Genomic DNA, 20,621 nt, shown 5'->3' with positions numbered 1-20,621 from the left:
TTTTAAACCCAGGTTAAGCCAATTGGCTGAAACATATTATTTTTCCGTCATTAAGGTCTTCTTTATATGAATAAGTCAGCACCCGATAAAAATCCGACGAAAAAAGTAGCTTCTAGCGATGATAAAAATTTAATGGATATCGCACAATACTTAAAAGATGCACAGGGCAGTCACAAAAGGTCAATCCCGCCTTTGGATCAATGGCAGCCAAAGCATTGTGGCGCAATGGATCTCAAGGTTTTGGCCAATGGAGAATGGTGGCACGAAGGTCAATTGATCAAGCGTCAGCCGATGATAGACCTGTTTTCCACGGTACTCTGGAAAGAAGAAGGAAAATTCTATCTAAAGACGCCGGTTGAAATGATTGAAATCGAGGTCGAAGATGAACCTCTGTTTGTAAATCAGGTCGATCAGGTCAAGATTGAAGGCAGGACTTACCTGCAACTGACCACCACGACTCAGGACATCATTATTGTCGATAGCGAACATCCTATCTTTATGCGTCAGTATCAGGATGAATTGCGCCCTTATGTGCATGTGCGTTTTGGAATCAATGCGCTTATTCAGCGGGCTGCTTTTTTACATCTGGTGGAGATGGGCGAGCTTGGTGAAAATGCTGCTGGAGAGACGGTTTTAAGCTTGAAAAGTGGTGATTTAGACTTGCATTTAAGCACCTGAGGTTTAAGCTTTGTCGCAAGGTCATTTGAAACAAGCAACTAGCAACGTTATGAGCGCTATCCAACCGATTTATCCCTTAGTAGATCCCATGCCTAAAGCCAGTGCTGATGCACCTATCGGGATTTTTGATTCTGGTGTGGGAGGGTTGTCGGTTGCTTTGGAAATTGCCCGGTATTTGCCCAATGAACGCTTTGTTTATTATGCCGACACGGCTTACGTACCTTATGGGCCCCGTAAAGATCAGGAAATCCGTGACCTAACTGCGCGAGCGATTGAATGGCTGTATCGTGAAGGCTGTAAAGTTGCAGTCGTTGCCTGTAATACCGCTTCTGCATTTAGCCTGGATTATTTACGTGAGCATTATGGTGAAAACTTTCCTATCATTGGACTGGTGCCAGCGCTCAAACCTGCAGTCCTCAATACCCAATCCAAAACGGTGGCCGTTCTGGCCACACCTGCAACCTTTCGTGGCCAGCTGATTAAGGATGTCATGACCCGTTTTGCCGAGCCGGCACAGGTCAAAGTAATTCCGGTGACCTGTCTGGATCTGGTGCCTTTTGTAGAAGCCGGTCAGCAGATGAGTCCTGAGTGTCTGGCGACATTAACTCAGATTTTACAACCGGTTGTTGATCAGGGTGCTGATTATTTAGTGCTAGGATGTACACATTACCCCTTCCTAAAATCGTCAATTCAGTATATTTTTGGTCAAAAGCTGACATTAATTGACTCAGGATTCGCGGTTGCGAGACAAACGGCCCGAATTTTGATCAAAAATGGGTTATTATTTGAACATGAGTGCAAGGACAGTCTGAAAATCCGACTTGTGGTTAGTGGTCAAAATGCTGAACAGCTCCAGCCGATTTTAGGGCATCTGATTCCAGCCGATATTAAATGGCAGGTCAGCAATATGGAGACAGAAGTCAGCTAGGCGACCGTCACTCATCTTATAATTTTCAAAGATATATTTTTATACTGGGGTCGTCATATTGTGTCAGGGCAGGGTGTAGCTGGCCAGATCAATGTGCAGTAAAAGAGGATAATCAATGCTCGATAAACGTTATCAGGTGTTTATCTCCACCTCTGGTGCAGAAATGCAGCCAGAGCGGATCATCTTGTCACAAACTTTGGTCGGCATGGGTTTCTTTTCCTGGGGGCTGGAACAACGCACTCCTTTAAATACTGCATTTGCGCGTCGCCAGATTGATGACTGTGATTATGTGGTGATTCTGCTGGGTAGCCAGTATGGTGAGCAGTCGGTTTCCGGTGTGGGTTATATGCACCTGGAATATATTTATGCTGTGACCAAGCAGAAACCGATTATTGTATTTATGCATGAAGATCCGGCTTCACGTGATCCTTCATTGCACGATACGAAACCTGAATTACAAGAAAAATTTAAAGAATTTCGTCAGTTATTGCAGCAGGAAGCTGATCAGGTCTTTTGCTATCGCACCTTGCGTGATCTGGAAATGGCGGTACGTTTGAACATGCCGCAAATGCTGGAACGTTATCCGGTAAGTGGCTGGGTACGACCGCAGAATACTCAAGCCTTGCATGACGAGATTGACCAGCTCAAAGCCAAAGTAGCCCAACTGGAACGCGATGGGGGGACACGTGAAGTGGATCCTTTCCTGAGCCTGCCGAAAGTGTCTATGCATGAAGTTTTCTCTTTCGAATACCGTATGCATGCTTATCAGGATGGTAACTTTAAAGAGCTGAAAGTTCAGAAAAGACTGACCTGGGCACAATTGCTGGCTATTCTTGGTTCTACATTCATTAATCCAACGCCGGAGGAATTTTTCTCCAAGCGTATGAATGAGTATTTGAATGAAACCGGTCTGGCAGATGCACGAGCGGAAATGCCGCGCGCGCATGCTGTAGCCCGTGCCCAGATTAATATCCGTGCCCTGCATAGCCTGAAATTGCAAATGCGCCAGAATGACTGGATTATACCGTCGGGCCGTGATGACCGCCAACGTCTGCTTTGGCAGATTACGCCTAAGGCACAGAAGCTGCTAGACAGTAACTTGCTGGATAAAGATCGTACTTTTCAATATAAGTCAGTGTATTAATCCATATAGAGAATAAGTAAAAAGCTGTTAAAGTAAGCGGGTTGATACTACGACGGGCGTACTGCATGTTTTCTACAGCTAAACCGAAAGTTACGATTATATTGGCAAATTTAGGTACACCTGATGCACCGACTGTGTCAGCAGTACGCGATTTCCTGAAGCAATTTTTATCTGATCAGCGTGTCATTGAAATTCCCAAGCCAATCTGGCAACTCATCCTGCGTTTATTTATTTTACCGTTCCGTCCTAAGCGGGTTTCCCGTGCCTATGCACAGGTCTGGGACCAGGATTCACCGATGCGTGAGATTCTGCTGCAGCAGGTGAGTCAAGTAAAGGCTAAACTCATTGAACAATATCCGCAATTTGAACTGAATGTGGTGCCTGCCATGACCTATGGCAATCCCAATATTCAGGCTGTCCTTGATCAGATTTCGGTTCAACCGCAAGATCACATTATTCTGTTTCCGTTATTTCCCCAGTATTCAGCGACCTCTACCGCACCTCTGTATGATGCAGTCGCAAAATGGGTATTGAAACAGCGCAATTTACCTGGTTTGTCGATTATCCGCGATTATTTTCAGCATCCTTTATTTATTCATTCACTGGCGCAAAGTGTTCGGGATTATCAGGCGATTCATGGCCAGCCGGAAAAACTGTTGATGTCATTTCATGGTATCCCGCAACCCTATGCCGATAAAGGTGATCCCTATGCGGATCGTTGCCGGATCACAGGCAAACTGGTTGCAGAAGCCTTAGGTCTATCTGAAGATCAGTATGCAATTAGTTTCCAGTCCCGGTTTGGTAAACAGGAGTGGGTTAAGCCTTATACGGATGCCTTAATTGAAGAGTGGGGCAAACAGGGCGTGAAATCAATTCAGGTGATGAGTCCGGCTTTCTCGGCTGACTGTTTAGAAACACTGGAAGAGCTGGCTATGGAAAATGGGGAGACCTTCAAGGCCAATGGCGGGGAAAGCTACAGTTATATTCCGGCTTTGAACAACCGTGAAGATCATGTGCAATTGCTCAATACGCTGTTACAGGCTAATCTTGAAGCATTGAATCAGACGCTTGCCCATTAATCTTTTGAGGTTTCTTATCCTATGTTACAAGTCAAAATTGTTCCTGTGACTGCATTTCAGCAAAACTGCTCGATTCTTTGGGATAGCGACAGTAAAGAGGCTGTTTTGATTGATGCAGGGGGCGAACCTGAAAAATTAAAAGCGGAAGTAGAAGCACTGGGCTTAACGGTCAAGGCTTTATGGTTGACTCATGGTCATCTCGATCATGCTGGGGCAGTTGGTGCTTTAAAAAAAGTTTGGGATGTGCCGGTGATTGGTCCGCATAAGGACGATGCATTCTGGCTAGATATGATTCAGGAAGTGTCTGCCCGTTACGGTTTTCCGATTCCGGAAAAAGTAGAAGTCACGCAATGGCTGGAAGGTGGAGAAGTTCTCAAGCTAGGTGATGAAGAGTTTGAAGTACGTTTTGCCCCAGGCCATACTCCAGGTCATGTGATGTTCTATAACAAGAATCATGCTTTGTTATGGACAGGGGATGTACTGTTTAAAGGCTCAATTGGACGGACAGATTTCCCGCGTGGCGATCATCGGCAGTTACTCGATTCAATCCAGCGCGAATGTTTTAGCCTGCCGGATGAAACCCGGTTTATTTCAGGACATGGTCCGATCAGCAATATTGGTTTTGAAAAGCAGCATAACCCTTTCGTTGCAGGAAAAGCAGGTTAAAGTAGTTGAAAAGATCAGCCTAGCTGGTCTTTTTTATTTGCTAAAAGGATTATTTAAAGACTGACGGGTTTGTGCATAGATCAGCCAAGTCATAATAACAAGCAGAACACCGACAATAATAAATAAGCCATCCTGCTGGAAAATGCCTATTCCTAATGACAATATCGCAAGTATTCCTACCCCAATTAAAATGATCTTTAGAATAATGTAGCCCATGTTCTTGCTCTAAAATAATGTGATATTTCTGCGTAAGAACATAGTATTAAACTGGCATATGTGCTGTTAACTTGTGTTGGTTTTCTACAAGCCTTTTATAAAAATCATGTGATTATTTAGGATATGCTTAATGTGATAGGATATTTTAAAAGGTTCAGTCTTCTTCAGAAGATTCAGCTGCGGGAGCATCTTGGGTTGGCAGTTTGTATTCCTCACTGGCCCAAGCGCCTAGATCAATCATTTTGCAGCGTTCCGAGCAGAAAGGACGAAATTCATTATTTTCCCAAGTGGTCAGTTTGCCACAGCGTGGACATTTTAAAGTGGTTGACATCAGCGCACTCCCTAGAAAAATAAAGCTTCGATTAGGCAAATATAACTGCACTTGTTAGACTTATACAGTTTTTATTAGTTTGATCTGATTATGTCGATTCGTCAATTTCAAGCACAGCGTATGCATGCGCCTCGTGATTTCCAAAGTATCAGTTCTGAACCGGTTTGTGTGGAAATCGGTGCGGGCAAAGGTAAACACGCATTGCTCTTTACCCAGATCAATCCAGACAGCGAGCTGATTGCGATCGAGCGAACTCGAGAGAAATTTTTAGCCATGCAAAAACAGCATGCGCTGGAAGGACAACCGAATTTACAGACAGTTCATGCCGATGCCTTGCCTTGGATTGTGCATGCTCTCTATCCAGCGCAAGTCGAACAGTTTTTTATTTTATATCCGAACCCTGAGCCGCATAACCCGGCACAGCGCTGGTTGAATATGCCATTTTTTGAGTTTTTATTATCGCGTTTAAAAACTGGTGGCACGATCACTTTAGCGAGTAACATTCCTGAATATATTGAGGAGGCAGAGCAGCAGGTTCAAAACCTGTGGAAGCTGCCTTTCGTTAAAGAAGTCATTGGCCAAGACTCGGCAAGAACTCATTTTGAAATTAAATATCTAGAGCGTGGTGAGTTGTGCCAGCAATTGATTATTAGTAAACCGGAAGGCTATACAACACGTTTTGATGAGTTTCAGCCGCTACAAGGGCAGAATGCGAGTTCAGCGGAATAAGCCATGAGGAAGCACATTGCAATTGTGGGTGCTGGCCCGGCAGGCTTGATGGCTGCAGAAGTTCTGAGCCAGTCTGATTATGAAGTTCATGTGTTTGAACAGAAGCCTTCGGCTGCCCGTAAATTCCTGATGGCTGGGAAAACCGGCCTAAATATTTCTCATGCCGAACCCGTCGAGCAGTTTGTGCAGCGTTATGATCAGGTAGACTGGTTAGAACCTTGGATCAAACGCTGGGATGCGATATGGATTCAAAACTGGATGAAAGATCTTGGCATTGAACCTTATATTGGTTCTTCAGGTCGAGTTTTTCCTACAGAAATGAAAGCCGCTCCACTATTGCGTGTCTGGTTAAAACGTTTAACTGAGCAAGGGGTACAATTTCATTATCGTCATCAAATTCTAGATCTGAAAAATCATCAGCTACAGATCCATGATTTAAAAAATGATTGCGCATTCACAGAAAACTTTGATGCGATTGTTTTGGCTTGTGGTGCAGTGTCATGGTCAAAACTCGGCAGTGATGGGAAATGGCAAGCATGGCTTGATTGCAGTGAGATTGAACCTTTCCAAGCCAGTAATGCGGGTGTGGAATATCCATGGTCTAAGTTTATGCAGCCAATCTTCGGTCAGCCCCTAAAACGGGTCGAGGCTTGGGTTGATGGCGGTGACAAGACCATGGGAGATATCGTGATCAGTCACTATGGTCTGGAAAGTGGTCTAATCTATAAACAGGACCGGGGACTGCGTCAACAGCTGAAACAGGGTCAGCCAATGCAGCTGAATCTGGATCTTTTTCCGGATCAAACCTTAGAGCAGCTGGCTAAAAAATTACAGCCAAGTAAAAAGCAGTCTTTGAATAATATCTGGCGAAAAGCAGGTCTGGACGGTGCAAAAGCTGCTCTGGTGCGTGAACTGGTACCAAAATCGCTTTGGCAAATTGCTACTGAATTAGCACAACAGGTAAAACACCTGAAAGTACCATTAACAGGTTTCCGTCCTATACAGGAAGCGATTAGCTGTGCAGGTGGTGTTAAACGCGAGGTTCTGTCAGAGCAGCTTCAGCTTAAATCCAATCCACATGTGTTCTTATGTGGTGAGATGCTGGACTGGGATGCGCCTACAGGGGGTTACTTGCTGACAGCCTGTTTTGCCACTGGACGAGCAGCCGCAGAAGGGGTGCAGCAATATTTAGTTCAAGCTCAATAATACGCATTCTTCAGAAAGTGAAAGTTAAATCTTAGAACTGCATATAAAATTTCAGGAAGCGTCCGCTTCCTGAAATGTATTATTTATTGTGCTGGGGCTTTATTTGCGGTGGTCATCTCCGGATATTGCGAACGCCAGCGTTCCAGTTGCTCTTGGGCATGTAGATATTTGCCCAGACCTTTTACATTTTCACTGGCTTCATTTACGGTAGAGGCCTGAGATTTCGGACTATTCACCAGTTTTTCCTGATGTTCCCAGTATTGATACATCAAACCCTGAATATAACGGCCCTGTTCAGTTTTAAGCTCCAGATCTTTGAGCATATTTAGCGAAGACTGGACATGATCGCGTTGACGTTGCTGGACAAATTCCGGAGTCAGATTGTCATCATTGCGCATGCCATTGAGCTCAGCTTCCAGATCCGCGCTCATTTCCTGGAAACGTTCTTCATAGTCATTCAAGACAGCAATATCATGGGGATCATCTTCCGTTTTAGGGAAGTTTTTCACGGGTCCAGTTTTCAATTCCTGCATGATTTCCTCTGATGCAGAGTCTTCCGTTGCCTGCTGTTCTACAGATTGTGAACTTTTCTGGTCACAGGCCATCAAAAACATGGCGGCAGTGAAAAGTGCAGTTCGTGACATCAATTGAATCGTGTGCATGATTGAATCCTGTTCCTAATTATTTTTCTTGAATACATAAACATAGGTGACATAAGGGAAATTAATCATATCTTCTGCACCCTTGTCCGTATAGTTTTTGATAATTTGTTCGAATTGCTGCTTGAGCTGCTGTTGCTGTTCTTTTGGTAGTGCCGCAATAAAGCTGGTTGACAATAAGCGTTTGGAAACCACCTGCTCGACAGGGCCATGCTGTAGCTGTTGCATTTGCGTTTCAGCATAAGGCTGAAAGAGATTCTGTTCTTCAAATACTTTACGCCAGGCACCACTATGATAGCGTGGTGTATCGCCTTCCAGTGGTGCAATGCAATCTGCCAGAGCTTTGACCCAGTCGACTGTGATATCACGCTGGTTCCAGACCAATACCAGAAAGCCTTGAGGTTTAAGTACCCGATCCAGCTCCTTTAAGGTCTCTAGATTGGCAAACCAGTGAAATGACTGTGCACAAAACACGGCATTCACGCTATGATCGGGCAGGGGAAGCTGGTGGCTCATCCCTTCAAGGGTATGAATATCCGGATGTGCCAGTTTTAACTGGGCCAGCATTTCAGGGACAGGATCAATGGCGGTGATGTGGCTGCTGAGTGGAAGCAAATAGGCAATAAATTTACCTGTTCCTGTTCCCAAATCAACAAGATCTGCATCTACAGGCAATGACAGTGTCTCGGCAAGCCATGGGCTAAGATCTGCCGGATAGTCAGGGCGTACCTGCTGATAAAGCTCAGCCGCTGTACTAAACCCTTGTTGAGCTGCAGGATGCAGTGATTGTGTCATATTTTGCGCTTTTTAATCTTTTTCATCGATATAAAATAGCATATTCACTTTTTCGGCCCTATTCATTGAGTGAATTGTTGCCGAAAAGTTAGATTCACCAGCACGGGAAAGTTATGGATAAGCAGATTGTTTTTGAAGATGAGCATATACGCGCAATTTTTATGCCGGGGTCATCTTCAGAATTGATTTTTTCATTTGGAGATTTGATTACCCGTGCCAAGGGCTTGAGCATCAATGCCGAAAAATCATTAGCGAAATTTGAATTTAATGTTTTGGGAATCATGCCCAAACATAAATCCTGGTTTCCAAAAAGTTCCATGTGGAACATGTTGCAAGCCATTGCCGAGCTGATTGCACCGTTTCAGCAGCGCATTGCCTATGGTGGCTCCATGGGTGGCTATGCTGCGATTAAATATTCCAATCTGCTGAATGTTCAGCGAGTGGTCGCGATGGTGCCGCAATATTCGATTGATCCGGAAGATGTCGAAGATGCCCGCTACAACATGTTTTACCAGCCCGAGCTGAATGAAGGCATGCGGATTGAGGCAGAAGATGTCAGTCCGGAACGGGAATATATTCTGGTATATGACCCGTATTGCACCGAAGACCGGGTACATTACCTGAAACTAGAAGCCGTACTTCCGCAGCATCATGTACTGCATCTGCCATTTACCGGCCATGACGCCATCGCTGTTCTGGCCAGCTCCGAGCTGCTGTATGACTTTTTATTGCATGAATATGATGAAAGTTATTTCTACCAGAAAATGCGTCGGGTCAAGAAAAACAGCAAGTTCTATTATCGTAAGGTGATTGAGAATATCTTGCCGAGGCATCGTTTTGCTTTAGGGCGTATCCTGAAAAATAATGATCTGTTGCTGGATACCCAATTTTTTGATGCAGCGCAAAAACAGGTGATTTTGCGTGAATTGCTGAGTAATAAACAGGTCGATCAGCAGGATCTGCTTAAGCTCGGAATTCACGTCAATCTGCCGCAGGAAAAGCGCCAGTTATTGCTGGATGCCTATGGACATGCACTGGTCTTTAATGTGATCAGCAACAAGATCGAAAGCTATACCGGTGATGCGATTGCACTGAACCATAAATTCCTGATTCCAATCTATGCCAAAGGTAATGGCTTGCTGACCATCAATCTGAATGATGAACGTTATCTGGTAGTGATGAATGATCGGCATATTATGAAACTGGTCAAGGAGCAGGATGAATTAAATGTAGGCATGCATCCGATTATCATGAAACGCTATGCTGATTTTTATATGTTCAGCTATAAACATCTGAATTTGCATACAGATGAATACGGCGCTTCCGGTTTCGTTGACGCAAGTGACAAAAATACACAGTTTGTGACACGAAGTGAAATGAACTAACCAAAAAATTTATCTAAAAAACAAATACTTGACTTATGTTTGCTAAGGCCTAATATGGTCTTAGGCGGTATGAAAAATAGTCACACCGCTCCCGGTTGTTTATATGACAAGGGAGTAAATATATGCAATCCAAACAAGTTACAAGTATTTGTTTTATTCTTGGACTGATGCTGCCTAATTTTGCACACGCGGAAAGTGTGCATCCTGCAGTGATCTTGCTCAGTTCTTCTCTTATTTTTCTGATCTTTCTCAGTGTATATGTGATTTATAAGGTGCGCCGTTCTCTGCGTAACCATATTGATAAGTCTGTAGATTAACCACTTCTGACAGTAAGTTGCTTGAAAACCCTGCAGGACTTGTTTTAAATGGCAATCAAAATAAATTGTCAAACAAGGTTGAGGGTAGCGCCATGAAAGCCGCTTATTTAGATTATGCTTCTTTAGACCAACAGGATTTGGACTTTCAGGCACTACATGCAGTATTTGATCAGCTGGTCTTATACCCGGCCACATCGGCTGCAGAGATTCAGTCTCGTGTGGCCGATGTCGATGTCATCATTACCAACAAAGTCATGATTGACGCGGCAACCATCCAGCAATGCCCTCAACTGAAACTGATCCTGATTTCTGCTACGGGCACCAATAATGTCGATCTGGCTGCGGCCAAGGCATGTGGCATTGTGGTGTGTAACTGTCAGGCTTATGGCACCTCTGCCGTCGCTCAGCATACCCTTATGCTGATGCTCAATCTGGCCACTTCATTTTTAACCTATCAACGTGCAGTACAGCAGGGCGAATGGCAAAAGGCCAGCCAGTTCTGTCTATTGGGTGCGCCAATTGTAGAATTGGCAGGCAAGACCTTAGGTATTGTTGGTTATGGTGAGCTGGGCCATGCAGTTGCCAGACTGGCAGAAGCCTTTGGCATGAAAGTACTGATTGCAGCTTTGCCCAACCGTCCAGCAGATGATTCCCGTATTCCATTTGCAGAGTTATTGCCACAAGTGGATTTTTTAAGCCTGCATTGCCCTTTAACGGAAGATACCCGTCATTTAATCAGTCATGCCGAATTGGACGCGATGAAACCAAGTGCATTTTTAATTAACTGTGCGCGTGGTGGAATCGTCGATGAACAGGCTTTGGCTCAGGCCTTACGCGAAGGCAAAATTGCCGGTGCTGCGACGGATGTGCTTACCGTGGAGCCTCCGAAAGAGGGAAATGTATTGCTCGATGCCTCAATTCCTAACCTGATCGTTACACCGCACAATGCTTGGGGCAGCGTTGATGCGCGTCAACGCATTGTGGATCAGATGGTGGAAAATGTAGAAGCCTTTAAGCAAGGCCGGCCTATCCGTCAGGTAAATTAAAAACTGCCAAATAAAAACTAAATGCTGATTAAATTCGATCAGCATTTTTTTCGGTTTTCTGGCGTAATATATTTATCTAATAGCTTTAAAAATTCACTCTGAACCAGTGCAGACCGGGGGTTAAATATAATTTCCTGATAGACGCGCTTAAATTCGGGTACCCGTTCATCGGGACGCTTGTCATAAGATGTTCGATAATGGGTTTCAAACATATAAATCAGATGATTCTGCGAAAAATAAGCAGTTCGATAGCTATAAATGTCATCTCCTTGAGTCCCGATTCTTAATTTACACATATCCTTGATCCGATACAGGTCGGCATTATTGCCAGAGGCGGGCCTAAATTCAGCTTCCTCCAAGTGTTCTATATGCTGGATTTTTTCGCCTTCGGTTTTATGGTTATAAGGATTCGCACTAGACAGGCTCGGGATGGAGGATAATTCATCATCAATCGCAGCAATTGAGGTCACGGTTTCACCTGAAACCAGTAAAGTGATGTACAGGATGGCTACACCACACAGAATGCCGGCGATAAAGCTGAGGAGAATTTTTTTCATTTTTATTATCTTCTCATGATTTTATTTGAGTTCAGTCTAAAGAAAGACTCAACTATCTTCAATGCTTAAAAGAAAAAGCCCGTAATGGGCTTTTTTCAATGCGATGATTTAAAGATCATCTACTGCATAACTGGTCGCTGTACCGGAACTTGACTGGGGCTGTGATACCGATGAATTTTGAGTTGCGGTAGATGGCTGACTCAAAGGCTGCTGCACGATCGGTGCCTGTTGTGAATTGCCGCGCCAGACTTCTCGGGTTTGCTGAATTTTCTGACCCGTTTGCTGTGCTGCCTGAGTCGCACCCTCATCTACTTTCTGGATGGTATCTGATGCTGCAGACTTGGTATTGCCCCAGGCACGGTCTACACCCGGTTTGATTTTGGCAATGCCTTTTTCAGTGACTTCACCTACTTTTTCAGCAGTATTGATAACACCTTCCTGTGCTTTATAGGCAAACACATGCAGCAGGTTCGGATTCTCACCATAAGGCGCAATCGGTTTGGTGGTCTGAGTGGTTTCGGTCTGTGCAAATACAGGTGCGCAGAACATTAAAGCTGTCGTTAAAATAATTGGGGTTTTGATATTCATTATGGATCGACCTCGAATTCGTCAAAGAGCGGTCTGAGTTTGGTTTTCAGTGTAACGGATAATCAGCCAAAAACAATGAATAAGCTGTGAAGAGAGTATAGGTCCAGCGTAGTTCCATACGAGGATTTTATAATTTTTAAGAGAAAGAAAGAGCAGGTCAAATCAGAGGAAAGATTAAATTTCTGTTCATTCAAATAAATAGCCCTATTTTCATTATAAAAACAGGGCGATCTATTTAATCACATTGAGTTAGGGCATCTTTAGCAAAATGATTGCGCAGAATTACAAAGTTCTTTTGTACTGCCGTATCGTGCAGGTCAAATTTTTGTGCCGTGCTGGTACCGTCACGCTGGAAAGTTGCTGAACCGGCATCAATCAGGGTCAGGCCTTTAAATGACCATTGTTCAACTGAACGGTTGTTGCCGATGTCGCCAGTAAATTCAATCACGCATTTGTCGAGGAATTTGGTCAGTTTCGCCTTATTGTTGGTTGTTTCTGGAATAACTTCGAGATTTTGTACTTCCTGTAATACACCCAGTTCCAGCTGTGGAATGGTCGGTTGAGATGTACATGCTGTAAGTGCGATACCCGCAAGAGTCGTCATAATGAGTGTTTGAAATTTCATGCGCTTCTTTCTTGTTGAGTGTTGTTAGGGTGAGTATATGAAATATATAGGGATATGCCTATAGTATTATAGGCTAATTAGTAAGTATGAATTTTTCTTAGATTTAACTTTATAATGATAGAAGTTAACAGAATATTTAATATAAAAAGGTTTTGAAAATGAAGATTGATGCAGCTGATAAGGATATTGGGGACATACTCAATTTAGGTTATTTCAAAATACCACGTTTTCAAAGACCATACTCATGGGAGTTAGATGAAGTACAAACCTTTTGGGATGATGTAGTTAACGGCTCTACTGATGATTATTTTATTGGCTCAATGGTTGCATACCAAATAAATAAGCCTTATTACGGAATCGTTGATGGTCAGCAACGTTTAACCACAATTACTCTAATGTTAGCCGCTTTAAGGAATGCTTTTTTTAGATTAGGTAATGATAATCTAGCAAAAGGTATTCATCAGTTTATTGAAAGAGAAAATGTAGACTATGAAAATGAATATATTCTTAATGCTGAAACTTCTTTCCCATATTTTCATTCTCAGATTCAAGCTTACCCTGATGAAATTATAGTTTCTGACAATGATATAGGGGTAGAAGAGCAAAACTTAAAAAATGCCTTTGATCGTATTGAAAGTAATTTAATAAAAGAGCTGACTAACTTACCGTTAAAAAGGAAGTATGAATTCGATAAGTTAAAAGATAAAAAATATACTTTTTCGTTAGAGGAAGATGATCAGAAGAAAGTGACAGAGTATTTACGTAATATACGTGACAAAATTCGTTCACTTAAATTAGTTTTTATTAATCTAGATAATGAAGAAGATGCCTATCTTATTTTCGAGACTCTTAATGCAAGAGGTAAAGACCTTCGGGTTTCTGATTTAATTAAAAATTTATTACTTCAGAAAATAAAGTCGAGTAGTAAAAGTGTTGATAAACCTAAAGAAGCTTGGAATTCAATTGTTAATAAATTATCTAAATCAGGTACAGATGTAGTTGATAACTATGTCGTACATTATTGGTTAGCCAATAGAGAATATACAACTGAAAAAGAACTCTTTGCTAAAGTTAAAAAGTATATAAATGCTGATCAAAATAATGCTCAAAAAATTTTGAATGAACTGGGACAATATTCAGAATACTATTTACAAATGCTAATGCCAAACTCAACAATTACTACTAAAGAAATGTCAGGTGTTAGAAACAGTTTGAATGGTTTAAGAATTTTTAATGTTAGACAACAATCATCTCTAGTATTAGCACTATTGGCTGCTTATAAAAGTGAAAATATAACACTTAAAAATCTTAAGAAATCTTTAAAGTTAATCGAATATTTTCACTTTCAATATAATGCTATAGCATCAAAGCGCTCATCTGGTTCTATTGCAACAGGTTATTCAAAACTTGCATTAGAGCTTAAATCAGTAGTGGATAATGATTCCTTTCAAAAATTTTATAATAATTTACATAAACATGTATCTGAAAAGATGCCGAAATTTGATGAGTTTGATGTCAAGTTTAAGCAACTAATTTATCTTTCAGATCAGACAAGAAATCGTAATATTATTAAATATGTATTTACTCTATTAATGGAAGAGAATAATCCGGCTTTAAATCTAGATTATGAATCTCTGACAATAGAGCATTTAGTTTCTCAATCTACTCTTAAAGATATTAATCTTGGAAAAGAACAGATAGTTGGTGGATTTGGGAATTTAATCTTGGTTTCTACAACTATAAATAGTAACGAATTAGCGAATAAATCTATTAAAGACAAAATGGTTATTCTAAGAGATAAGCAATATCCATTTTTACAAAATTTACTTGAATACAATTTTAAAGGAACAGATCAAGAAATTGAGGCTAGATTAGATAGGCTTTCTAAGAAAGTTTATGAAATAACAAAAATTTAAAAAAAACCCGCTCTAAAGCGGGTTTTTTGATGAATCAGAACTTAGTGTTGAAGCACCGAAATATCCGCAACTTTAGTGAACAGGTCACGAAGCTGAGCAAGTAGGCGTAAACGGTTTGCTTTTAGTTTAGCATCATCTGCCATCACCATTACACCGTCAAAGAACGCATCCACTGGCGCACGTAGGGCAGCCAATGCAGACAACGCAGCAGTGTAATCTTTAGAAGCAAATAGCGGCTCAACCACTGGTGTGATTTTCGCAAGTTCAGCGAATAATGCTTTTTCAGCATCTTCAACCAGATTTGCTTCAACCACAGCACCTTCAGGTGCAGCTTCTTTGGCAAGAATGTTGGCAACACGCTTGTTCGCAGCAGCAAGAGCAGCCGCTTCAGGCAATGCACGGAAGTGATTAACGGCATTTACACGCTTGTCAAAATCAAGCGGAGATTTTGGTGACAGCGCTTGAACAGCCTGAATCACGTCAACATCAACGCCTTGGTCTTCATATTTCGCACGGTAACGACCTTCAAGGAATGCAACTGCATCCGCCAAAGTCTTGTCATGATCTTTCAAAACATCGCCATAAGCAGCTAGAGCCAGCTTAATCAGGTCTTCGATTGAAACATCCAGTTCATTTTCAGTCACCAGACGCAGGATACCAATCGCAGAACGACGTAGCGCAAATGGGTCTTTAGAACCTGTTGGTGCCTGACCGATACCGAAAATACCAGTCAAGGTATCTAAACGATCCGCAAGAGCAATCGTTGTACCAGTTTTAGTCTTAGGCAGAACGTCACCCGCGAATTTAGGTAAATACTGCTCACCTAAAGATTCAGCCACTTCATCATTTTCGCCTTCAAGACGTGCGTAGTAAGTACCCGCGATCCCTTGAAGTTCCGGGAATTCACCGACCAGCTCAGAAGTTAAGTCGCATTTTGCAAGTAAAGCTGCTTTTTCAGCATCTTCAGCTTTGGCACCGGTAATCGGAGCAAGCGCGACAGCCAGTTTGGCAATACGTTCAGACTTGTTCCACAAAGTACCCAGTTGTGCCTGGAATACCATGTTGGCCAGTTTCTCTTTACGAGACGCAAGCGGTTGTTTCTGATCTTGCAGGAAGAAGAATTCTGCATCTGACAGACGCGGACGAACTACTTTTTCGTTACCTTCAATGATTTGAGTCGGATCTTTAGACTCAATATTTGAAACGGTAATGAAGTAAGGCTGTAATTTGTTTTCAGCATTCACCAGACAGAAATACTTCTGGTTGTCCTGCATCGTGGTGATCAGTGCTTCTTGAGGAACTGCAAGGAAGCGTTCTTCAAAGCTGGCACGAAGAGCAACTGGCCATTCAACCAGAGCAGTGACTTCGTCACGCAGATCCGCAGGAACAATGGCAATCGCATTCACTTCATCAGCCAGCGCTTTGACTTGCTGATCGATGATTGCTTGACGCTCTTCAAAAGACGCAATCACTTTCGCAGCGCGCAGGGCATCCAGATAAGCATCTGCATTGGCCAGAATAATCGCTTCAGGCGCATGGAAACGATGACCATAAGTCACGTTGCCTGCTTTATGATCCTGAATGGTTGCATCAATCACATTGCTGTCTTTTAACAAGACCACCCATTTCACCGGACGAACGAATTCAGTACGGCTAGCTGCAGAACGCATACGTTTTGCGATTGGCAATTGATCCAGAGCATGTTGCAGGATTTGTGGCAGTAAAACGTCCAGACTTTGGCCTTTCACATCTTTCAGGTAGCAGACTTTTTCAACTTTACCGGCCTGGAAAGTAGACACCTGATCAACCGTAATGCCTTGACCGCGCATAAAGCCTTCAAGTGCTTTGGTTGGTTTGCCTTCAGCATCATAAGCCGCTTGCACAGCAGGACCGTCAAAACGTTTTTGCGTATCCGCTTGAGCAGCATCAACATTTACGATTTTAAGTGCCAGACGACGTGGCGCTGCATAAGCTTCGATCGCATCGAAAGCCAGACCCGCATCTTTTAAGCCTTTTTCAGTTTCAGCTTTTAAAGCATCACGTAATTTTTTCAGGCTTTTTGGAGGAAGTTCTTCACAGCCAAGTTCAAATAAAACTGTATGTTTAGACATTATTTGTTCTCCGCTGATTTTTCTGCTTGAGCCGCTTCTGCTTCTACTTGAGCTTTAAGCTGAGCCAGGACTTCGTCACGTAGGTGAGGTTCTGCCATTGGGAAACCAAGTTTCGCACGTGCTGCTACATAACTGGTCGCAATTGAACGTGCCAAAGTACGCACACGCAGAATATAACGCTGACGTTCAGTCACAGAGATCGCGCCACGCGCATCTAACAGGTTAAAGCTGTGTGATGCTTTAATCACTTGCTCATAAGCAGGTAATGGCAGTTCAGCTTCGATTAAACGGGTCGCCTCAGCTTCGTAGAAATCGAACAGTTCGAACATTTTTTCTACTGGTGCATATTCGAAGTTATAAGTCGATTGTTCTACTTCATTTTGATGGAACACATCGCCATACGTCACAGTACCGAACTGACCTTTGGTCCAAACCAGATCGTAAACTGAGTCTACACCTTGCAGATACATCGCCAGACGTTCCAGACCATAAGTGATTTCACCGGTTACTGGGTAGCATTCAACACCACCGACTTGCTGGAAGTAAGTGAACTGAGTCACTTCCATGCCGTTCAGCCAAACTTCCCAGCCTAGACCCCATGCGCCCAGTGTTGGAGATTCCCAGTTATCTTCCACGAAACGGATGTCGTGAACTAAAGGATCAATACCGATTGCCTTTAAAGAATCTAGGTAAAGCTGCTGGATGTTGTCCGGGTTTGGCTTAAGCACAACCTGGAACTGGTAATAATGTTGCAGACGGTTCGGGTTCTCACCATAACGACCATCTTTCGGACGGCGTGATGGCTGAACATAAGCAGCATTCCAGGTTTCGGGACCTAACGCACGAAGGAAAGTTGCAGTGTGGAATGTCCCTGCACCCATTTCCATGTCGTAAGGCTGTAACACGACGCAGCCTTGCTCCGCCCAGTAGTTTTGTAAGGCAAGAATTAAGCCTTGGAAGGTATCAATATGCGATATGGCGCGACTCATGGTCATCCACTTAAAATTAGAGAAAAATTGTGCTTGATTATAAGGATTTTACAGGGGAGTGGCAAAGGGTTAATACGCTGAAAATATTTTGGAAAAAATTAAAATGGTCTTCATTCATGCCAGATTTTGCGCGGCTTTGCTGCAATTTTATGCTGGAATAGCAATAGGATGAGATCCAAAAATCAGGAATAAATCAGATGTATAGCATCCTGTTCACTGAAGCACGATAAAGTTAAACTGATCTCATACGATTGCGGTCTTAGAATTAGTTTAATCTTCACACAATATAATAATGCCTAATAATAAGGAACTTCATGACCACTTACCAAATTCAGTGCCATTTAAAATACAAGATTGTGCAACCTACCGAATTTATTTTTATGGTTCAGGTCGCCCATCATCCCGATCAGAATATTCTCGGAGAACAGCTCACTATGAATATGCCGGTCAAGTGGCATGAATTTCAGGATGCTCAGCATCAAAACCGTCATATCCGGTTGCAACTCGAACCCTGTGAGGCATTTGAACTGAACTATAGCGCGACAGTTACCCGTCAGCCGAGCATTCCGAATGATCTGAGGCAAAACTTGAGTGAAGTCAAAATTCCAGACCTGCCGGATGAAGTACTACCTTATTTGCTGGCCAGCCGCTATTGCAATTCAGATTTATTACTTGAAATGGCGAAACGCTCATTTGGCTGGGTGACACCCGGCTATACGCGTGTAAAAGCCATTGAACAGTGGATTTATAACAATATTTTTTATGTCTCTGGCTGCTCTGATCAGTTTACGACTGCGACAGATGTACTGATCCACCGGGCAGGGGTATGCCGTGACTTTGCCCATTTAGGCATTGCGCTGTGCCGTGCTTTAGGAATTCCGGCACGCATGGTGGTCGGTTATGTGAAAATTGAAAAATTTTTACCCGATTTTCATGCCATTTTTGAAGCCTATCTGGAAGGCGGGTGGGTACAGTTTGATCCGACCCGTTTGGCTCCGGTCGACGAGCTGATTCGCATTGGCACCGGGGTAGATGCCGGAGATGTAGCATTTTCAACCTATTATGGTCAGGTCGAGCTGCTCAAAATCGAACCTCTGATTAAATCTGGTTCTCATAGCGAAGCTGAGACTAAAATCACCTGACATGAATGATCTTATTGAAAATCCTATGAGAGATTGAATAGTAAAATAGGACTAGATGGATGGTTTTTCTCTGGTGTGTGACTTAGCTTTTTAAACAGCATCCATTTAAGTGTAATTAAAAGATATAAAATAAATACATCTTTAAAGCGACTAGTTTTATAATGCGCAAAATCTGTAAACATTAAAATCAGGCGCGCCGTGTTCCATTCCAATCTCGACTGGCTCAATACCTTAAAACCGAATTTTAAAGTTCTTCCACTCAAAGACCGTTTACTCTGCGGTATTGGGGCACTACTGGGTCTCACGGTATCATCATTACTGAGTTTATGGATTCTGGGTGATTTTGAAGCCTGGTATATTGCGCCGATGGGGGCCTCATCTGTGCTGCTGTTTGCAGTTCCGGCCAGTCCCTTGGCACAGCCCTGGAATATTCTGGTAGGTAATACTATTGCTGCGGTAGTGGGTGTGACCTGTGCCTTGTTTATTGCCAGTCCGACGGAAGCTTTTAGTCTAGCGGTAGCTTTGGCTATTATCCTGATGATGACCACCGATTCCCTGCATCCACCGAGTGGTGCTGTGGCTATTACGGCGGTACTCGGCGGCAATGCGGTGCATGAACTCGGCTATGCTTTCGTTTTCTATCCGGTGCTGCTGAATTCGATCTTATTGATGGTAATTGCGATCGTCTTTAATCGAATGATTGGCAAGCGTTATCCGCAGCAGGCGCAATTGAATACCCGTTCCAAAGATCCGACCCCGACCCAGAAAGTCACTATTCAGCCGCAAGATATTCAGGAAGTACTAGATCAGCAAACCGAGCTGCTGGACATTAGTGAATATGACCTGCAAAAGATTATTCTGGAAGCTCAGGACCGAGCCAATGCCCGTGCGGTCAACCAGTTTACCTGTCAGGACATTATGACTAAAGACGTGGTGACCCTGCATGCCAATGATAATATTCAGCATGCACTGGATAAATTTAAAGAAATGAACCTGATGAGCCTGCCGGTGGTTAATGCGGAAGGCAAGCTGGTGGGAACGCTGGCCATGTATCAGGTGGTAGAATGGTTTAAACGTGCTGCAGATGTGCGCAGCAGCTGGGAACATCAGGTCAAACATATTATGACCCGCAAGGTAGTCACAGTGCAGCCATTGCAGCCGATTCAGGATCTGGTGCCCTATTTTGTGGAGCGTTCCTTTAACTATATTCCGGTAGTGAGTGAGCAGCGTCTGGTCGGAATTATCAGCCGCGCAGATATTATCGCTGCCCTGAATCAGGAACTGAACCATTTTAAAATGAGAGCTTAAAGCTGTTTTGAATAGTTCTGAAAAAAAAGCACCCTCGGGTCACTGCTGTCCCACAATTTTTCACAAGAGGAAGCTCATTTGAGCTTCCTCTTGTTTTATGGGTATTTTATCGGGTGAAAATAAAGCTTTTAAAGTTCTTCTTTCAAACAAATTCACTTGAATTATTCTGAGTAAACGTTGAACTGTCCAACCTGTTTTTCCTAAAT

Annotated in this window: 22 protein-coding genes and 1 pseudogene; 13 read left to right on the top strand and 10 right to left on the bottom strand. The window is 43.0% G+C overall.

The window, feature by feature from the left end:
- Positions 1–66: 66 nt before the first annotated feature.
- From FTU19_RS02915 to FTU19_RS02895, 5 genes are all read left to right on the top strand, one after another.
- The gene (locus tag FTU19_RS02915; protein WP_159123934.1) at positions 67–678 is read left to right on the top strand and encodes a DUF1285 domain-containing protein; all 612 of its coding nucleotides are present in this window, start codon (positions 67–69) and stop codon (positions 676–678) included.
- 49 nt (positions 679–727) lie between these two features.
- Positions 728–1,606: a glutamate racemase gene (gene murI, locus FTU19_RS02910; protein WP_166138033.1), complete on the top strand. Its 879-nt coding sequence runs from the start codon at positions 728–730 to the stop codon at positions 1,604–1,606.
- Positions 1,607–1,721: 115 nt separating this feature from the next.
- A complete protein-coding gene (locus FTU19_RS02905; protein ID WP_180018228.1) occupies positions 1,722–2,750 on the top strand; it encodes a DUF4062 domain-containing protein in 1,029 nt (342 codons plus the stop codon).
- Between the two features lie 65 nt (positions 2,751–2,815).
- On the top strand, positions 2,816–3,829 hold the full coding sequence (gene hemH / locus FTU19_RS02900) for a ferrochelatase (RefSeq protein WP_180018230.1): 1,014 nt from the start codon (positions 2,816–2,818) through the stop codon (positions 3,827–3,829).
- 21 nt (positions 3,830–3,850) lie between these two features.
- Positions 3,851–4,495, top strand: coding sequence for an MBL fold metallo-hydrolase (locus FTU19_RS02895; RefSeq protein WP_180018232.1), 645 nt, complete (start codon positions 3,851–3,853; stop codon positions 4,493–4,495).
- 33 nt (positions 4,496–4,528) lie between these two features.
- Here FTU19_RS02895 and FTU19_RS02890 read toward each other — a convergent pair whose 3' ends face one another.
- Positions 4,529–4,711: a hypothetical protein gene (locus FTU19_RS02890; protein WP_159123930.1), complete on the bottom strand. Its 183-nt coding sequence runs from the start codon at positions 4,709–4,711 to the stop codon at positions 4,529–4,531.
- Positions 4,712–4,865: 154 nt separating this feature from the next.
- Complete coding sequence (locus FTU19_RS02885; protein WP_166138045.1) at positions 4,866–5,042, bottom strand: DNA gyrase inhibitor YacG; 177 nt, start codon at positions 5,040–5,042, stop codon at positions 4,866–4,868.
- Between the two features lie 84 nt (positions 5,043–5,126).
- Between FTU19_RS02885 and FTU19_RS02880 the strand changes: the two genes are divergently transcribed.
- A complete protein-coding gene (locus FTU19_RS02880) occupies positions 5,127–5,771 on the top strand; it encodes an SAM-dependent methyltransferase (RefSeq protein ID WP_180018252.1) in 645 nt (214 codons plus the stop codon).
- Positions 5,772–5,774: 3 nt separating this feature from the next.
- A complete protein-coding gene (locus tag FTU19_RS02875) occupies positions 5,775–6,977 on the top strand; it encodes a TIGR03862 family flavoprotein (RefSeq protein WP_180018234.1) in 1,203 nt (400 codons plus the stop codon).
- Between the two features lie 83 nt (positions 6,978–7,060).
- Here the strand turns inward: FTU19_RS02875 and FTU19_RS02870 are convergent, their stop codons facing one another.
- Both FTU19_RS02870 and FTU19_RS02865 read right to left on the bottom strand, forming a co-directional pair.
- Positions 7,061–7,639, bottom strand: a complete 579-nt coding sequence (locus FTU19_RS02870) for a hypothetical protein (protein WP_005232438.1) — start codon at positions 7,637–7,639, stop codon at positions 7,061–7,063.
- Positions 7,640–7,654: 15 nt separating this feature from the next.
- Complete coding sequence (locus tag FTU19_RS02865) at positions 7,655–8,431, bottom strand: class I SAM-dependent methyltransferase (protein ID WP_180018236.1); 777 nt, start codon at positions 8,429–8,431, stop codon at positions 7,655–7,657.
- Positions 8,432–8,544: 113 nt separating this feature from the next.
- Between FTU19_RS02865 and FTU19_RS02860 the strand changes: the two genes are divergently transcribed.
- The 3 genes from FTU19_RS02860 to FTU19_RS02850 all read left to right on the top strand — a co-directional run bounded on the left by FTU19_RS02860 (position 8,545) and on the right by FTU19_RS02850 (position 11,179).
- Positions 8,545–9,816 (top strand): hypothetical protein, encoded by a 1,272-nt coding sequence (locus tag FTU19_RS02860; RefSeq protein WP_180018238.1) that lies wholly within the window; start codon positions 8,545–8,547, stop codon positions 9,814–9,816.
- Positions 9,817–9,938: 122 nt separating this feature from the next.
- Entirely contained in the window at positions 9,939–10,133 is a 195-nt protein-coding gene (locus FTU19_RS02855) for a hypothetical protein (protein ID WP_005232434.1), read from the top strand.
- A 92-nt stretch (positions 10,134–10,225) separates the two neighbouring features.
- On the top strand, positions 10,226–11,179 hold the full coding sequence (locus tag FTU19_RS02850; protein ID WP_004781778.1) for a 2-hydroxyacid dehydrogenase: 954 nt from the start codon (positions 10,226–10,228) through the stop codon (positions 11,177–11,179).
- 38 nt (positions 11,180–11,217) lie between these two features.
- Here the strand turns inward: FTU19_RS02850 and FTU19_RS02845 are convergent, their stop codons facing one another.
- The 3 genes from FTU19_RS02845 to FTU19_RS02835 all read right to left on the bottom strand — a co-directional run bounded on the left by FTU19_RS02845 (position 11,218) and on the right by FTU19_RS02835 (position 12,949).
- Entirely contained in the window at positions 11,218–11,736 is a 519-nt protein-coding gene (locus FTU19_RS02845) for a hypothetical protein (RefSeq protein WP_179992852.1), read from the bottom strand.
- 108 nt (positions 11,737–11,844) lie between these two features.
- Entirely contained in the window at positions 11,845–12,324 is a 480-nt protein-coding gene (locus FTU19_RS02840) for a hypothetical protein (RefSeq protein WP_180018241.1), read from the bottom strand.
- Positions 12,325–12,559: 235 nt separating this feature from the next.
- Complete coding sequence (locus FTU19_RS02835) at positions 12,560–12,949, bottom strand: hypothetical protein (RefSeq protein WP_180011895.1); 390 nt, start codon at positions 12,947–12,949, stop codon at positions 12,560–12,562.
- Positions 12,950–13,107: 158 nt separating this feature from the next.
- Here FTU19_RS02835 and FTU19_RS02830 point away from each other — a divergent pair, with 158 nt between their 5' ends.
- Complete coding sequence (locus FTU19_RS02830; RefSeq protein WP_180018244.1) at positions 13,108–14,865, top strand: DUF262 domain-containing protein; 1,758 nt, start codon at positions 13,108–13,110, stop codon at positions 14,863–14,865.
- A 41-nt stretch (positions 14,866–14,906) separates the two neighbouring features.
- Here FTU19_RS02830 and glyS read toward each other — a convergent pair whose 3' ends face one another.
- Together glyS and glyQ are read right to left on the bottom strand one after the other, a co-directional pair.
- Positions 14,907–16,976: a glycine--tRNA ligase subunit beta gene (glyS, locus tag FTU19_RS02825; protein ID WP_180018246.1), complete on the bottom strand. Its 2,070-nt coding sequence runs from the start codon at positions 16,974–16,976 to the stop codon at positions 14,907–14,909.
- Positions 16,976–17,965, bottom strand: a complete 990-nt coding sequence (glyQ, locus tag FTU19_RS02820; RefSeq protein ID WP_005232423.1) for a glycine--tRNA ligase subunit alpha — start codon at positions 17,963–17,965, stop codon at positions 16,976–16,978. Before glyQ ends, glyS begins: the two co-directional genes overlap by 1 nt.
- Before the next feature lie 314 nt (positions 17,966–18,279).
- Between glyQ and FTU19_RS02815 the strand changes: the two genes are divergently transcribed.
- Together FTU19_RS02815 and FTU19_RS02810 are read left to right on the top strand one after the other, a co-directional pair.
- The gene (locus FTU19_RS02815; RefSeq protein ID WP_180011900.1) at positions 18,280–19,107 is read left to right on the top strand and encodes a transglutaminase family protein; all 828 of its coding nucleotides are present in this window, start codon (positions 18,280–18,282) and stop codon (positions 19,105–19,107) included.
- A 198-nt stretch (positions 19,108–19,305) separates the two neighbouring features.
- Positions 19,306–20,415, top strand: a complete 1,110-nt coding sequence (locus tag FTU19_RS02810) for an HPP family protein (protein WP_034704289.1) — start codon at positions 19,306–19,308, stop codon at positions 20,413–20,415.
- 60 nt (positions 20,416–20,475) lie between these two features.
- Here FTU19_RS02810 and FTU19_RS02805 read toward each other — a convergent pair.
- Positions 20,476–20,621: pseudogene (locus FTU19_RS02805) on the bottom strand (IS4 family transposase); the annotation flags it as partial.

Origin of the sequence: Acinetobacter sp. YH12072, assembly GCF_013419565.1 — a bacterium.
Taxonomy (GTDB): Bacteria; Pseudomonadota; Gammaproteobacteria; order Pseudomonadales; family Moraxellaceae; genus Acinetobacter.
This window is presented reverse-complemented; position numbering and strand designations above follow the sequence as displayed.